We start from the raw sequence: 13,882 nt of genomic DNA, 5'->3' as shown, positions 1-13,882 counted from the left end.
TGGGTGACTCAGGCAAGATCACGCAGGCAGCGCCTTGAGCCAGAACGACATGATCTTGGCCGACTGCGCCTGCTCGTCGAGGTCTCGCCAACGATAGGCGGTACGCAGCGACGGTTCATGCAGAAAGCCGCGGTTGCGCCAGAACCCCTGCAATGGCTTGTAGTCCGCCGGACGCCGCGGGTGTCCAGACGGACGCTCCACCGCACAGAAGGTGCAGCAGTCGAACTCGGCCAGCTTGTGCGCGTAGGACTCGCGTTCGATAAAAAAGCGCACGCCAAGCCCCTGTCCACGGTAAGCCGGCAGCAGCACAGACTCGCCGAAGTAATAGACCGAGGCCGGATCACGGCCCTGGGCGAGGAACGGTTGCTGCAACTCGAGATCGACATCCACCAGCGGCAGGCCGGTGGCGGCGCCCACCAGCTGGTTGCCGTCCAACGCCAGCACCACCAGGCTGCGTCCGGACTCGGCGTAATTGGCCAGGTAATCGGCCTGGTGACTCAGGGAACTGTCCAGGAGATAGGGAAACTCGCGAAACAGCGCCAGGCGCAGGCGCGCGAGGTCATCGATGTAAGGCGCGATGGCGGCGCCATGGAGCAGACGTATTTCCATGCGGGCGGTCGTCCTGTCGATGGCTATGACTGAGGCCCACCCTAGCATCCCCCCAGCCCCGCGGCCTTTCCCCTGCGCGACAGGTATTTCTCCATGACCGCTACCTTTGCTCGATCCCTGTAGGAGCGGCCCTTTCGCGGCACAAGGCCGCTCCTAAAGTTCAGCGTGTCGGTCAGCAGATACGGGTTCCCAACACTTTCAGAAACGCCGCCAGCCACGCCGGATGCGCAGGCCAGGCAGGCGCCGTCACCAGATTCCCGTCGACATGGGCCTGGTCCACCGCGATATCGATGAACCGCCCACCCGCCAGCCGTACCTCGGGCGCACAAGCGGGATAGGCGCTGCACTCGCGCCCTTCCAGCACGCCTGCCGCCGCCAGCAACTGGGCCCCATGGCACACGGCCGCAATGGGCTTGCCGGCCTGGTCGAAGGCCTTGACCAGCTCCAGCACCCTGTCGTTCAGGCGCAGATACTCCGGGGCGCGGCCACCGGGGATCAGCAGCGCGTCGTAGCTTTCGGCGCGCACCTGGACGAAGTCGTAGTTCAGGGCGAAATTGTGCCCCGGCTTCTCGCTGTAGGTCTGCTCGCCCTCGAAATCGTGGATCGCCGTGCGCACCGTCTGCCCGGCAATCTTCTCCGGGCACACGGCATGGACGGTGTGGCCAACCATGGCCAGGGCCTGGAATGGCACCATGACCTCGTAGTCCTCGACGTAGTCGCCCACCAGCATGAGAATCTTCTTCGCCGTCATCGCATCCACTCCTTCGCTTGTCTGGGAACAATCCTGCAAGATAGTCCGGTTTGCCCGAGCGCGATATACACGACTAGTTGCGCCGGTCCAACAGGTTGGCCACCACCCGGTCAAGCCAGCCCCACAGGCGTTGCTGGATCCGCCGCCACAATGGCCGCGCGTGCCAGCGCGCCAGGCCAACCTCCAGGCTCTGGGCGAAATCGCGCTCGAAGCTGACGGCCACCGCGGCGGTCAGCGGAGGGTCGAGGGCCTCGACGTTGGCTTCGAGGTTAAAGCGCAGGTTCCAGTGATCGAAGTTGCACGACCCCACGCTGACCCAGTCATCCACCAGCACCATCTTCAGGTGCAGGAAGCACGGCTGGTACTCGAAGATGCGCACCCCTGCGCGCAGCAGCCGCGGGTAATAGCGGTGGCCAGCGTAGCGCACCGCAGGGTGGTCGGTGCGCGGCCCGGTCAGCAGCAGGCGTACATCGATGCCCTTCTGCGCGGCACGGCGCAGTGAGCGGCGCACGCTGAAGGTCGGCAGAAAATAGGGCGTGGCCAGCCAGATACGACGCTGGCCGCTGTTCAAAGCGCGGACCAGCGCATGCAGGATGTCCTTGTGCTGGCGGGCGTCGGCATAGGCCACCCGGCCCAGGCCCTGGCCCTTGGCCGGCACCTGGGGCAGGCGCGGCAGGCCGAAGCCCTCGGGTGGGCGCCACGCCGTGCGGCGCTGGTTAGCGTGCCACTGGCGATCAAACAACAGTTGCCAATCAGTGACGATCGGTCCCTGCATGCGCACCATCACCTCGTGCCATTCGCTGGCCTCCTCGCCCGGCGTCCAGAATTCATCGGTGACCCCGGTACCGCCGACCACCGCCAGCCGCTCATCCACCAGCAGCAGCTTGCGGTGATCGCGATAGAGGTTGCGCAGGCCCCGGCGCCAGCGCAGGCGATTGTACCAGCGCAGGTAGACCCCCGCCGCCAGCAGGCGCTCACGCAGCACCGTGGGGAAGGCCAGCGAGCCGTAGTCATCGAACAGGCAGCGCACCCGCACGCCGCGTCGCGCCGCTTGCTCCAGGGCCTCGACCACCGCCTCGGCGCAGGCGCCGCCCTCGACCAGGTACAGCTCCAGGTCGACCTGGAATTCGGCGCGCACGATCGCCAGCAGCATGCGCGGAAAGAATTCGGGGCCGTCGATCAGCAGTTCGAACTGGTTGCCATCCCGCCAGGGGAAGACCGGCCCCGGCATGTCAGCGGGCGGTGAAGATCAGCACCGCGCTCACCGGCACCGAGGGGTTGATCGACTTGAGCCCGGCCAGCTTGCGCAGGTTTTCCAGGCCCGGCAGCAGGCCGAAGTCCGAGGCGCGCAGGATCAGCGGCTCGAGAGTCACCACCTGGAATCGTCGCTCATCCAGGCGCGTGGCCAGCAGCAGGGTGTTGTAACTACGGGTCTGCCCATGCAGGGTGACACTGACCGGCAGGCGCAGCTCCAGTTGCGCGCCACTGGCCAGATCGTTGATCGGACGCAGGTCGATCTGCGCCTGCACCGTGGCCTCGGGGAACTGCTCAAAGACGAACAGGTTGTCGCGCATGCGCTCATCGCGCAGTGGGATACCGCTGCTGATCGAGTCCATTTCGATGCTCACTTCGGCGGCGCCCTTGCGGTCGACCTTGCCGTGCAGCACCAGGAATCGGTTGACCTCGGCGATATTGCCGTTCTTGCCGGTGACGAAGGACAGGCGCGAGGACTCGCCGTCCAGGTGCCAGTTGGCGTGAGCGGGCAGGCACAGGGCGAGCAGGAGGGCGGGCAGCAGGCGAGACGGCTTGAACATGTGAAATCCTGTAGATCAAGGCCGTCAACCTTACCCGCACGGTTTCACGGCAGCAAGCGGCAGCCCTCACGCGCGCCCTGCCAGGCGGCCTGGTTGCGCCGCCCCATGCCTTCGGCGGTGACCAGACGCCGGGCGCCGTCCTCCTCCAGCAGGCTCAAGGGCAGGTACTGCTGCACATAGCCACGGCAGTAGGTCTCAGCAAAGCCCATGACGAAGCGGCACGAGCAGTACTCTTTCGCCGAATAGGCCGAAAGAATGCCCGGGAAGTCCGCCAGCGCCTGGCGCTCATGCCAGGCCCAGGCCAACCCGGCCAGCAACACCACGAGCACGACCCGCTTCATGCGCCCTCCCCCGCCACGGCGGCCAGTACCCGCTTGAGCAGTTCGTTGTGGCTGAAGCTGGCGTCGCGGTCATCGGCGTAGCGCACGATCACCAGTTTGTGCGAAGGCAGCACATAGAGGGCTTGGCCCCAATGGCCGAGCGCGGCGAAGGTGTCCGCTGGCGCATCCGGCCACGGCGCCGGCTGCCCGGGCAGTGGCTGGTTGAGCCACCAATGGCCGCCGGGGTTGGCTTCGCCCGGCACCGGCTGGGCGGCGTTGAACAGGGTACGGTTGAACGCCACCCAATCGGTCGGCAGCAACCGGCCCTCGCGCCAGCATCCGTCGCGCTGCATCAGCAGGCCGATGCGCGCCAGGTCGCGGGCATTCAGATAAAGATAGGAAGAGCCAACATAGGTGCCCGCCCCATCCCGTTCCCAGACCGCGCTGTCGATCCCCAGCGGGATGAACAGGGACTGCCAGGGGTAGTCGGCATAGCCCGCGGGATCGAGCATGCCGCGCAGGCTGGCGGCGAGCAGGTTGCTGTCGCCGCTGGAATAGGCGAACTGCGTGCCGGGCGCATTGGCAGCGGGCATTGCCGCCGCGTAGGCCGGCATATCAGCACGGCCACGGGTATAGAGCATGGCCACCACCGACGACTTCAGGGGCGCGTATTCGTAGTCCTCCTGCCAGGCCAGGCCGCTGGCCCAGTGCAGCAGGTCGGCCAGGCGCAGCCCAGGATGTCGCTGTAGGGCCGGGTAGTAACGGGCGGCCGGGTCATCAAGCCTGAAACGCCCCTCGCCGTAGGCCACGCCCATGACCGTGGCCAGCACGCTTTTGCTCACCGACCAGGTCAGGTGCGGCGTGTCGGCTTGGGTTGGTTCGGTATAGCGCTCATGCAGAATACGACCATCGCGGATGATCAACAGCGCGTCGGTGCGAATGCCGCCGCGTTCGGCATCACGCGGCGCGAAGGCGTAGGTGTCGACCGCCTGCCAGTCGATGACGGCGTTATCGACCGGCCATTGCGCCGAGGGCCAGTATTCGGCCCAGGCAGGGTCAGCGGTCATGGCCAGGGCAAGCAATAGTGACTTCATCGGGAGCAGCCCAGGTTCAAAGGCTCCCCAGCCTCTCAGGCTTTCATGACAATCCGGCGGCGCTCCAGGCCTTGGCCAGGCGCTTGTCACGGGCCACGCCGGCCAGCGCCAGCAGGCCCTGGTCGCGCTGCCACAATTGCGCCCAGTGCCCGGGCCCGGCGGCCAACGCCTGGTCGATCTCGCCCCGCAAGCCCTGGAACTGGGCAAACAGGCCACCCAGCAGCAAGTGGCAGGCCACGCTGTCCGGGCATTGCCGGCTGCCCTCGGCACAACCGGCCAGCAGCCCGATCAGCCGCAGGCGCAGGTCCTGCGGCCAGGCGCACTCCTGGGCCACGCCATACAGCCAGGCCACCAGCGCGGCGAGCACATAAAGGTCTTCAAGGGAGCGGAACGGTTTGACGTAGGCGTCCCAACCATCGCCGGCCAGCAACTCGCACGCGGCTTCCTTGAGCTGCAGGCGGCCATGGCCGACTTCAGGCATCAACGGCAGGTTCGGCAACGCTTCGAGGCTTACCCCTGGCTCGCCCGGATAGACCACCGCCAGCTGCAAGCGCGGCGCCTCGCCCACGCCCTCGTGGCGCGCCGCCACCAACAGCCATTCAGCATCCAGCCCGGCGGTGACGAAGTCCTTGCTGCCGCTCAGGCGCAAGCCATCGAGACGGGTGTGCATGTCCGCAGGGCGCACGCTGCGCCGCTCGGTGGCGCACAACGCCCCCAGGCTGGCGGGCGCGCTGGGCCAAAGCACGCGCAGCGCCGCCTGGTAACCGAGCAGGAAGGCCAGGCCCGGCGTAGCCATGGCGCGCCCGCCCAGCACCGCCAGCTCGAACGGCGCGACGGCGCCCAGGCGCTCGAGTACCGCCGCGTAGGTTTCGCCCAGGGTCGCCGCCAGCGGGTGGCGCAAGGGGTCATTGAGTCGTTGCAACCAGGCCATCGCAAGCTCCTTGTGGGGTGTCACGCAAGCATCACCAAAGATTCACAGGGGTGACACCGGGCGTACCTAGGCTGACTTTGCACAACAAAGCCGACCGGCCGCAACCCTTTGGCTGGCTTATGGAGACTCGCAATGACTCGGATCGCTCGCTCTGGCGACAACAGCACTGAACGCCGTCTGCAAGCCGAACGCCTGGTCGGCGCCGCGGCCCTGCAGGAAGCACAGGCCCTGCGCTTCAAGGTGTTCAGCGCCGAATTCAAGGCCAAGCTCAAGGGCGCCGAACACGGCCTGGACATGGACGACTACGACATCCACTGCCGCCACATCGGCGTGCGCGACCTGGCCACCGGCCAGCTCGTCGCCACCACCCGCCTGCTCGACCACCAGGCCGCCAGCAGCCTGGGTCGCTTCTACAGCGAAGAAGAATTCAGCCTGCACGGCCTGTTGCAGCTACAAGGCCCGATCCTCGAACTGGGCCGTACCTGCGTCGACCCGGCCTACCGCAACGGCGGCACCATCGCCGTGCTCTGGAGCGAATTGGCCGAAGTGCTCAACGAAGGCCGCTACAGCTACCTGATGGGTTGCGCCAGCATCCCCATGCAGGACGGTGGCGTGCAGGCCCACGCGATCATGCAGCGCCTGCGCGAACGCTACCTGTGCACCGAGCACCTGCGCGCCGAACCGAAGAACCCACTGCCCAGTCTGCCGCTGCCGAACAACGTCATCGCCGAAATGCCACCGCTGCTCAAGGCCTACATGCGCCTGGGCGCGAAGATCTGCGGCGAGCCTTGCTGGGACGAGGACTTCCAGGTCGCCGACGTGTTCATCCTGCTCAAGCGCGACGACCTCTGCCCGCGCTACGCCCGTCACTTCAAGGCGGCGGTCTGATGCCGCGTCTGCGGGCCACTGCCCGCCTGCTGCGGCTGTTTCTGGTACTGGCACTGGGGCTGGCAATGGCCAGCATCATTGCCCTGGGCGAACGCCTGGGCCTGAAAGCCTCGATCGAACGTCGCCAGCGCTGGACACGCCTGTTCATGGGCCGCCTGGTCGCCGCCCTGCCCTTCGACGTCAAGGTCAAGGGTGAACTGCCGCAACGGCCGATGCTGTGGATCTGCAACCATGTGTCGTGGACCGACATCCCGCTGCTCGGCATGCTCACGCCGCTGTCGTTCCTGTCCAAGGCCGAGGTGCGGCACTGGCCGGTGGCCGGCTGGCTGGCCGAGAAGGCCGGGACCCTGTTCATCCGCCGTGGCGGTGGCGATGCCCAGCGCCTGCGCCAACAGATCAGCGAACAGCTGGGCGAGCAACGTCCCCTGCTGATCTTTCCGGAAGGCACCACCACTGACGGTCGCACCCTGCGCACCTTCCATGGACGTCTGCTGGCCGGGGCCATCGACCGTGGCACGCCGCTACAGCCGGTGGCGATCCAGTATCTTCGCGCGGGCCAACCCGATCCGATTGCGCCGTTCATAGGCGATGACGACCTGGTATCCCATCTGCTGCGGCTGTTCGGGCAAGACCGGGGCGAGGTGGTGATTCACCTGCTAGCGCCGATCGGCAGTGAAGGCCAGGAGCGCGCGGCGCTGGCATTCCAGGCACAGCAGGCAGTGCATCTTGCGTTGTTCGGCATCGAGGATGTCCAGCCGCGACGCCAGGCCAAGGCAGCCTGAATAGCTGACGTCAGTTGGAGGGGCGTCTTCGCGCTGCCGCAAACGCCTGCAGTTGCGGATAGAACTCGCGAAAATCCGCCAGCAGCGGCTCGTACAGCCGCTCCAGCTCTCCCATCATCCCGTCCATCCCCTCGGGCCGCGACAAGCGCCGGGCAATACCGCCAAACACCTGCTCCAGGGTGGCGAAGTCGCCATACGCCCCCAACCAGTCATCCGCTGCCATGAACGGCGCGATCCGCGCCAGCCGGCCCGGCAGCTGCGGCTCAGCCAGCAGCACTTTGTAGAAGTCGCCGGTGAACTGCGCCAGCGGCTGCTCCGCGTAGTCCCCCCAGCTCCTGGCCAGGCAATGATCGAAAAACACATCCAGCACGATTCCGGCGAAGCGTCGCCGCTCACGCCGGAAACGCGCCAGCGCCGCCAGCACCAGCGGATGGCTGTCGGTGTAGCTGTCGATATGCCGGTGCAGCCGGATCGAAGCCTCCAGCGCTGGCGGAAAACGCCCCTCCAGCGCGCCCTTGACGAAATCGCCATACAGGCTGCCGAGCAGTTGTTGCGGCGCCGGGCCGCCCAGATGGAGGTGCGCGAGGTAGTTCATGGCGCCAGTCTAGCACCGCCCCACAGCCAATCGTCATGAACCGATATAGCCAATGACGCTTGCCTCAGAACCCTTTCATATTTGTATATCGCGATGCAACGATTTATATTTCGCCCCATCGCGATATACCGCTACACACCACGAGCCAACCATGCCCCTCGATCTCGACGAAATCATAAAAGCACTGGCCCACCCGGTCCGGCGAGAGATCCTCAACTGGCTGAAAGACCCGGCCGCGCAGTTCCCCGACCAGCACCACAGCACCGAGCACGGTGTGTGTGCCGGGCAAATCGACCAACGCTGCGGTCTGTCGCAGTCGACCGTCTCCGCCCACCTGGCCACCCTGCAACGCGCCGGCCTGATCAGCAGCCAGAAGATCGGCCAGTGGCATTTCTTCAAACGCAACGAGGCGACCATCAAGGCGTTCCTCGAGCAAATGAGCCAAGCGCTCTGATCCAAGCGAGGCTTTGCACATGACTACGCTGTTCGACCCGATCACCCTGGGCGACCTGGAACTGCCCAACCGCATCATCATGGCCCCGCTGACCCGCTGCCGCGCCGACGAAGGCCGCGTGCCCAATGCGCTGATGGCCGAGTACTACGTGCAGCGCGCCAGCGCCGGCCTGATCCTCAGCGAAGCGACCTCGGTCACGCCGATGGGCGTTGGCTACCCGGATACACCGGGGATCTGGAACGACCAGCAGGTACGCGGCTGGCACAACGTGACCAAGGCCATCCACGCCGCCGGCGGGCGCATCTTCCTGCAGCTGTGGCATGTCGGGCGCATCTCCCACCCGTCGTACCTGAACGGCGAGCTGCCGGTGGCCCCCAGCGCGATCCAGCCCAAGGGCCATGTCAGTCTGGTGCGCCCACAGAGCGACTACCCGACGCCACGAGCCCTGGAAACCGAGGAGATCGCCGATATCGTCGAGGCCTACCGCAGCGGCGCCGAAAACGCCAAGGCCGCCGGTTTCGACGGCGTGGAGATCCACGGCGCCAACGGCTACCTGCTCGACCAGTTCCTGCAGAGCAGCACCAACCAGCGCACGGACCGCTATGGCGGTTCGCTGGAAAACCGCGCGCGGTTGCTGCTGGAAGTCGCCGACGCCGCCATCGAGGTGTGGGGTCCGGGCCGCGTCGGCGTGCACTTGGCACCACGGGCGGATGCCCACGACATGGGCGACGCCGACCGTGCCGAGACCTTCACCTACGTGGCACGAGAGCTGGGCAAGCGTGGCATCGCCTTCATTTGCTCGCGAGAGAAGGAAGCCGACGACAGCATCGGCCCGCAGATCAAGGCGGCGTTTGGCGGCCCCTACATTGTCAACGAACGCTTCGACAAGGCCAGCGCCAACGCGGCCCTGGCCAACGGCAAGGCCGATGCGGTGGCCTTCGGCATCCCGTTCATCGCCAACCCCGACCTGCCCGCGCGCCTGGCCGCCGATGCGCCGCTCAATGCGCCGCGTCCTGAGACCTTCTACGCCGGGGGGCCGGTGGGGTATATCGATTATCCGCGGATGTAGTCTGTTGCAGGACCTGCAGGAGCGGGTTTGCCAAGCGGTCAGAAGTTGTAGCGCAAGCCCAGGTTGACCCCATACGGCTGTTCGATGTGCTTGCCGTTGCTGTACTGGAACTCGCCGTGCAGCTGCAGCACCTCGGACACCTGTGCGGCCAACCCCACGGCAAACTCGCCCCGCGTGCCGGACAGGTCGTTGGTGAAGTGGTTGTCGTTGACCTTCACCTTGTTGCTCTTGATGAACTCGTGAGCCGCCGCGACTTTCAGGTACGGCTGCAGGACACTGCCGTTGTCCAGCGCCAGGCTGCGCCCGACCTGGGCACCAACCTTGCCAAGCACCGAGTTGGCACCATCGCTTTGGGCGCGCATGCCGTTGTCCAACGTGTAGCTGTCATCATCGACCCACAACGTGGACAACTGGGTGAACGGCTCGACATACCAACCATCGTCCAGCTTGAAGCGCCGCCCGACCTCCACCGAGGCCCCGAGGCCGTCATTGTGATATTCACCCTTGGTCTTGCGACCATCGTTCATTACCACGTCGTTGCTGTTACGAAAGCGGTTGTACTTGAGCATCGCGTCGACGTAGTAACCGCTGTCGGCCATCCAGGTGCTGTAGGCACCGACGTAGTAGCTCTTGACCTTGCCGGATGAACCGAGGCTGAAGTCCAGGTCGGACTCGCTGTAACCGCCCATGACCCCGAGCAACCAGCGCCCGTCGTGGCCCGGCACCGCGCCGTCGGCGCCGAAGCTCACGCCGTTCTGATCCTGCTGGTAGGCCACGGCGTTGCCGGCCGAGAGGTTGTAGCGGTTGCCGTAGCTGCGCATCCAGATGCCCTGGCCATGCCCCAGGCGCAATTCCCCCATGCGGCTGCGCAACGAGGACAGTTCGCCATACCAGACGGTGGGCGCGGCGCTGAACAGCCCCAGCACCGCACGGGCGCCCGGCGTCACGATCGGGCTGCCGCTGTCGTCGAACTTCTGCACCAGGTACCAGTTGTCCTCACCCTCGCCTTTTTCAAGGGTGTAGGTGTAGGTACCGAAATCGATATCGTGCAGCAGGCCGAAGGTCGCGTCGCCGCCACCGGTTTCGACGATACGGTGCGGCGCCTGCCCTTCGACCGGATCGGCACCGGTACTGGCGATGCTCAACTGGTGGCTGCCCTCGGCGGCCCCGGTAACCTTCAGCAGATCGCCGGTACCACTGGCCAGGTCGATGTCCATCACGAAGATGCCCGAGCCCTTGAGGTTGTCCACCGTCAGGGTCTTGAAGCCCGCCGTTGTGTCCCGGTCGGTGAAATCGACCGTGCCATTGTCGAGTGTCAGTTCGCCAATCTCGCCATCCTTGGTCAGGATCCAGCGGCCACCGCTGTTCAGCTCCAGGCTCTGCACATTGACCAGGTTTCCCCGCAGCGAGGCATTGTTCTGCAGCAGCAGGTTCGCGGTACTGCCGGCTGCCACCACCACATCGCCGCTCAGCTGGCTGTTGTCCGCGGTGAAGTCGGCGGTCATGCCACCGATGACCTCGAGGATCGTGCCATTGCCCCCGATAAGCTGGCTGCCATTGGCCACCAGAATGTGTGCGGTGCCGGTGGAGCTACCGGAACCGGCCCTGACGATGATGGCACTTTGGGTGTCGCCCCTGACCGTCGATCCATCCAGGATCACCCGGGAGCCGCCACCACCGTTGGCTGCCGACTCCTGACGCACATCCAGACCATTGGTCTTGCCACTGACGAGACTGCCACCCGTGGCTTGCAGACTGGAACCGACGACAAAGGCGCCGACACGCTCCAGCCCGGTGAGCGTGCTGCCTTCCAGAACAAGGCTGCTGCCTCGCACAAGGGAGGCACCAATGCCACCTGCAATCGTGCTGCCCTGGGCCCGGATGCTGGAGGCCAGGGCAGCAGAAACGCCAAACGAGGATGCCGTCGGGCCACCCGTCACGGTTGCGCCATTGAGTAGCGCCTGGGTGCCATCGAGCAATTTGATGCCGGCTTGCACGCCGGCGGCGGCTACCTGTCCACCATTGACAGTGACAGTCGACCCACTAGAGACCGTTATACCCTCTGTGCTGCCAGTGGCGGTGATCTCCAGGGTCGACCCATTTCTCAGCTCATAGGTATCCGCGACCGGGCCAGTGACCGTTTCACTCTGGTTGTCGAGCACTTTGGCCTCGGCCAAGTCCGCGCCTGACATGGCAGTTATCAGACCCACCGCGACACTCAAGGGTATGCTGGAACTTCTCATAGCGATCTCCCACTAAAACATCGTCAACCGAACGGCCAGTCGTCGTAGCACCTCGGCACTGTTGAAACGGCGAACAGTCTCGACAGAAATCCAAAAATCTTCTGTAGGATTTTTCCGCCAGGGCACGAGAAAACACTGACACCTGCCTCGCCATGGCGCATGGAATCTGGGATTGACACGGGGCGAACCGTTAACGCGGCGTGAAGACATGAAGAGGCGAAAACTGCCGTTTTTCCCCCACCTTCGGAACAACGGAATAGTTGGCGTACACCGTCTTCCTTACATCTGCGGCAACCCAGTTCGGGTCGATTGGCACAAGCCAATAGCTGGCGTCCTGATACACCGCCTCCGTTGCATGCCTGGACGGTTCCCCTTCAACCTGCCAGTGAATGTCGATCTGATCGCCGCTCTTGACCTCTTGATAGCGCACGATGAACTTCGGCTCCTGGCCGGCAAAGGACATGTATCTGGGAGCCTGCATCTCCAGCAGCTGTTCCTGAATGTTCAGCTCCAGCACAACCGAGGTTTCCTCCTTTTCATCACGCAGGATCTTGTAGCTGATCGGCACCGTATGCCCAATCCCGTTCATCACCACGCCAGCGGGTACCTCAAACACCAGATCGGCCGGCCCGACGACGTCTCTCCAGGGGGACTGGTAGTCACGGTCCGGCACTTCCAGCACTATCGCGACCTGGTCTCCGGCCATCCCGGCATATTGGCGCACGGTGACCTTCACATGGCTGGCCCCGACGAAGTCGCGGTTGAAGTCCAACTGGTCCTTGTTATCACCGAATGCCTTTTCCACTTCTGGGCGCGGGAATGCGACACGCCCTACCCGCAGATCGCAATTCGCGGAACCGGAGAGGGCCCCGCCCCCTGCAGCCAGCGTGTAGGACAAGGTGACCCGTCCCCCAACCAGAACCTCGACCTCGTCCTTCCCGACCCTTTGCTCAAGCTCACCCTCCTTTTGAACATCGAGCGGCCAGGAAAGATCATGAGGATCGCCAGTAGCGGACACACCATTCCACTCCAGCAGGATCTGATCGCCCTTGGCCATATGGGGGTAAGCCTTGATCCGTATCGTCGCGCCCTGCGGCGGAACATTCTCGGGATCGAGCCCACCGTCCGCTGCCTCATCCACCTCAGGAGCGTCAAGTTCGAGGGAGCCGATGATGGAGATCACCCCTGGATCGGAACCGAGTCCACTTTCATCAATGCGGTAGACAAGGCGTGCATCCCCCTGCAACACCGCGGCCGCATGGGCGTTCTCCAGAGGGATTTCAACGCCACCCGCCTTCAACTGGGCATGCTTGATCACAGGCGCCAGGAGGCTGCCATTGGCAGTCCTGCCCACCCAGACCAGCGTTACCGCCTGCCCAACTACCCAACGGTCGTCGGGGTCCAGAACGATGCGGACGTCGGCATCTCCCAGCAGGTTGAAATCAAGGTTGCCCGAGTCGTCGGCATCCAGCACGCGCGGTGCAGACAGGGGTTGTACGACCTGGAGTACCAGGCTGTCATGAACCAGGGAGAGGGCGGACTCGTTACCTGCCCGGTCCTGTATCTGATAGGTGAAAGCGATTGGAATCCCGCCAACCAATGTCTGCAACTTGGCCTGGGGCAATGCGATGGGCGTAGGCTCGCTCTCGCTGTCCACGATGAACGGCCCCGCGCTGACTCGTTCAATGCCATCGGTCATACTGACCGTGATCGTGTCACCCAGCGCCTGATGCAAGAAACCGCTGATCGTGACCCAGAGCACGCCCTCCTCGAAATCGGACTCAAGGATTACACCCCTGTCCTCCAATGCCTTGGGGAACACCATTTTTCCCAGTGCCCCCTCATCACCTCCGGGGGCCAGCCTGTCAATACGAACAAACCGGCTAGGACCATGCTCCCAGACCGTGCTCAGAGAGGGGCGAACAGCGTAGCCTAAGCTGAACCGCCGTTCTTTCCCCTCCCCTACTGAACGCCAAAAGGACGCGGGCAGCGTGAGTTCGAACTTATGATCGCGATCCTCCGCCTCAGACTGCTCGACATAGTGATAAGCGCCCTCTTCGGCCTCGAGAATCTCGTCGTCCCAGGTCAACGCGATTTGGTAATCAACCGCAATCTCGGGCCACCACGGGACGATCACCTGCAGATCGTCACTTAACCTGTCACCCGGTAACAATTCAGGGAGCTCATCGTAACCGTCATCCAATAGCGCACAGACTTCGAGTGCTTTGAATTCAAGCGTCCCCTTTACCCCTTCATTAAAGGTACTCATGCGTCATCCCCTGAAAGTCAAGGTGCCCACAGGCAACCATGGAAGATGAAGAAACAGTGCCCT

At 64.5% G+C, this 13,882-nt stretch carries 14 protein-coding genes; 4 read left to right on the top strand and 10 right to left on the bottom strand.

Features of this window, described 5'->3' with window-relative positions; all coding sequences use genetic code 11:
• Positions 1-18: 18 nt before the first annotated feature.
• From AC25M7_RS09425 to AC25M7_RS09395, 7 genes are all read right to left on the bottom strand, one after another.
• Positions 19-609, bottom strand: coding sequence for a GNAT family N-acetyltransferase (locus AC25M7_RS09425; RefSeq protein WP_186594297.1), 591 nt, complete (start codon positions 607-609; stop codon positions 19-21).
• A 172-nt stretch (positions 610-781) separates the two neighbouring features.
• The gene (locus tag AC25M7_RS09420; RefSeq protein ID WP_062364095.1) at positions 782-1,360 is read right to left on the bottom strand and encodes a DJ-1/PfpI family protein; all 579 of its coding nucleotides are present in this window, start codon (positions 1,358-1,360) and stop codon (positions 782-784) included.
• A gap of 73 nt (positions 1,361-1,433) precedes the next feature.
• Entirely contained in the window at positions 1,434-2,591 is a 1,158-nt protein-coding gene (locus tag AC25M7_RS09415; RefSeq protein WP_486970967.1) for a phospholipase D-like domain-containing protein, read from the bottom strand.
• A 1-nt stretch (position 2,592) separates the two neighbouring features.
• Positions 2,593-3,174 carry a YceI family protein gene (locus AC25M7_RS09410; protein WP_028689708.1) on the bottom strand — a complete coding sequence of 194 codons (582 nt, stop codon included), beginning with the start codon at positions 3,172-3,174 and terminating at the stop codon, positions 2,593-2,595.
• Between the two features lie 44 nt (positions 3,175-3,218).
• On the bottom strand, positions 3,219-3,515 hold the full coding sequence (locus tag AC25M7_RS09405; RefSeq protein ID WP_028689709.1) for an amidase: 297 nt from the start codon (positions 3,513-3,515) through the stop codon (positions 3,219-3,221).
• Positions 3,512-4,588: a serine hydrolase domain-containing protein gene (locus AC25M7_RS09400; RefSeq protein WP_486970966.1), complete on the bottom strand. Its 1,077-nt coding sequence runs from the start codon at positions 4,586-4,588 to the stop codon at positions 3,512-3,514. Before AC25M7_RS09400 ends, AC25M7_RS09405 begins: the two co-directional genes overlap by 4 nt.
• Before the next feature lie 43 nt (positions 4,589-4,631).
• Positions 4,632-5,519, bottom strand: a complete 888-nt coding sequence (locus tag AC25M7_RS09395) for an acyl-CoA dehydrogenase middle domain-containing protein (RefSeq protein WP_486970965.1) — start codon at positions 5,517-5,519, stop codon at positions 4,632-4,634.
• Positions 5,520-5,651: 132 nt separating this feature from the next.
• Between AC25M7_RS09395 and olsB the strand changes: the two genes are divergently transcribed.
• A complete protein-coding gene (gene olsB, locus AC25M7_RS09390; RefSeq protein WP_028689712.1) occupies positions 5,652-6,407 on the top strand; it encodes an L-ornithine N(alpha)-acyltransferase in 756 nt (251 codons plus the stop codon).
• Complete coding sequence (locus tag AC25M7_RS09385) at positions 6,407-7,189, top strand: lysophospholipid acyltransferase family protein (RefSeq protein WP_207851292.1); 783 nt, start codon at positions 6,407-6,409, stop codon at positions 7,187-7,189. Before olsB ends, AC25M7_RS09385 begins: the two co-directional genes overlap by 1 nt.
• A gap of 10 nt (positions 7,190-7,199) precedes the next feature.
• Here the strand turns inward: AC25M7_RS09385 and AC25M7_RS09380 are convergent, their stop codons facing one another.
• Complete coding sequence (locus AC25M7_RS09380; protein WP_028689714.1) at positions 7,200-7,784, bottom strand: acyl carrier protein phosphodiesterase; 585 nt, start codon at positions 7,782-7,784, stop codon at positions 7,200-7,202.
• Positions 7,785-7,935: 151 nt separating this feature from the next.
• Between AC25M7_RS09380 and AC25M7_RS09375 the strand changes: the two genes are divergently transcribed.
• Positions 7,936-8,238 (top strand): ArsR/SmtB family transcription factor, encoded by a 303-nt coding sequence (locus AC25M7_RS09375; RefSeq protein ID WP_486970964.1) that lies wholly within the window; start codon positions 7,936-7,938, stop codon positions 8,236-8,238.
• 19 nt (positions 8,239-8,257) lie between these two features.
• Positions 8,258-9,307, top strand: a complete 1,050-nt coding sequence (locus AC25M7_RS09370) for an alkene reductase (protein WP_062364086.1) — start codon at positions 8,258-8,260, stop codon at positions 9,305-9,307.
• 38 nt (positions 9,308-9,345) lie between these two features.
• Here AC25M7_RS09370 and AC25M7_RS09365 read toward each other — a convergent pair whose 3' ends face one another.
• Positions 9,346-11,484 carry an autotransporter outer membrane beta-barrel domain-containing protein gene (locus tag AC25M7_RS09365; RefSeq protein ID WP_207851294.1) on the bottom strand — a complete coding sequence of 713 codons (2,139 nt, stop codon included), beginning with the start codon at positions 11,482-11,484 and terminating at the stop codon, positions 9,346-9,348.
• A 256-nt stretch (positions 11,485-11,740) separates the two neighbouring features.
• Positions 11,741-13,819, bottom strand: coding sequence for a hypothetical protein (locus AC25M7_RS09360; protein WP_186594291.1), 2,079 nt, complete (start codon positions 13,817-13,819; stop codon positions 11,741-11,743).
• Between the last annotated feature and the right edge of the window lie 63 nt (positions 13,820-13,882).

Source organism: Pseudomonas sp. P106(2024) (assembly GCF_057480815.1).
The sequence above is the reverse complement of the archived record's forward strand: the minus strand, read 5'-3'. Positions and strand labels throughout refer to the sequence as shown.

Excerpts from the sequence above, each read along its gene's own strand:
- AC25M7_RS09425 (WP_186594297.1), bottom strand. The coding sequence starts at position 609 with ATGGAAATACGTCTGCTCCATGGCGCCGCCATCGCGCCTTACATCGAT.
- AC25M7_RS09420 (WP_062364095.1), bottom strand. The coding sequence starts at position 1,360 with ATGACGGCGAAGAAGATTCTCATGCTGGTGGGCGACTACGTCGAGGAC.
- AC25M7_RS09415 (WP_486970967.1), bottom strand. The coding sequence starts at position 2,591 with ATGCCGGGGCCGGTCTTCCCCTGGCGGGATGGCAACCAGTTCGAACTG.
- AC25M7_RS09410 (WP_028689708.1), bottom strand. The coding sequence starts at position 3,174 with ATGTTCAAGCCGTCTCGCCTGCTGCCCGCCCTCCTGCTCGCCCTGTGC.
- AC25M7_RS09405 (WP_028689709.1), bottom strand. The coding sequence starts at position 3,515 with ATGAAGCGGGTCGTGCTCGTGGTGTTGCTGGCCGGGTTGGCCTGGGCC.
- AC25M7_RS09400 (WP_486970966.1), bottom strand. The coding sequence starts at position 4,588 with ATGAAGTCACTATTGCTTGCCCTGGCCATGACCGCTGACCCTGCCTGG.
- AC25M7_RS09395 (WP_486970965.1), bottom strand. The coding sequence starts at position 5,519 with ATGGCCTGGTTGCAACGACTCAATGACCCCTTGCGCCACCCGCTGGCG.
- olsB (WP_028689712.1), top strand. The coding sequence starts at position 5,652 with ATGACTCGGATCGCTCGCTCTGGCGACAACAGCACTGAACGCCGTCTG.
- AC25M7_RS09385 (WP_207851292.1), top strand. The coding sequence starts at position 6,407 with ATGCCGCGTCTGCGGGCCACTGCCCGCCTGCTGCGGCTGTTTCTGGTA.
- AC25M7_RS09380 (WP_028689714.1), bottom strand. The coding sequence starts at position 7,784 with ATGAACTACCTCGCGCACCTCCATCTGGGCGGCCCGGCGCCGCAACAA.
- AC25M7_RS09375 (WP_486970964.1), top strand. The coding sequence starts at position 7,936 with ATGCCCCTCGATCTCGACGAAATCATAAAAGCACTGGCCCACCCGGTC.
- AC25M7_RS09370 (WP_062364086.1), top strand. The coding sequence starts at position 8,258 with ATGACTACGCTGTTCGACCCGATCACCCTGGGCGACCTGGAACTGCCC.
- AC25M7_RS09360 (WP_186594291.1), bottom strand. The coding sequence starts at position 13,819 with ATGAGTACCTTTAATGAAGGGGTAAAGGGGACGCTTGAATTCAAAGCA.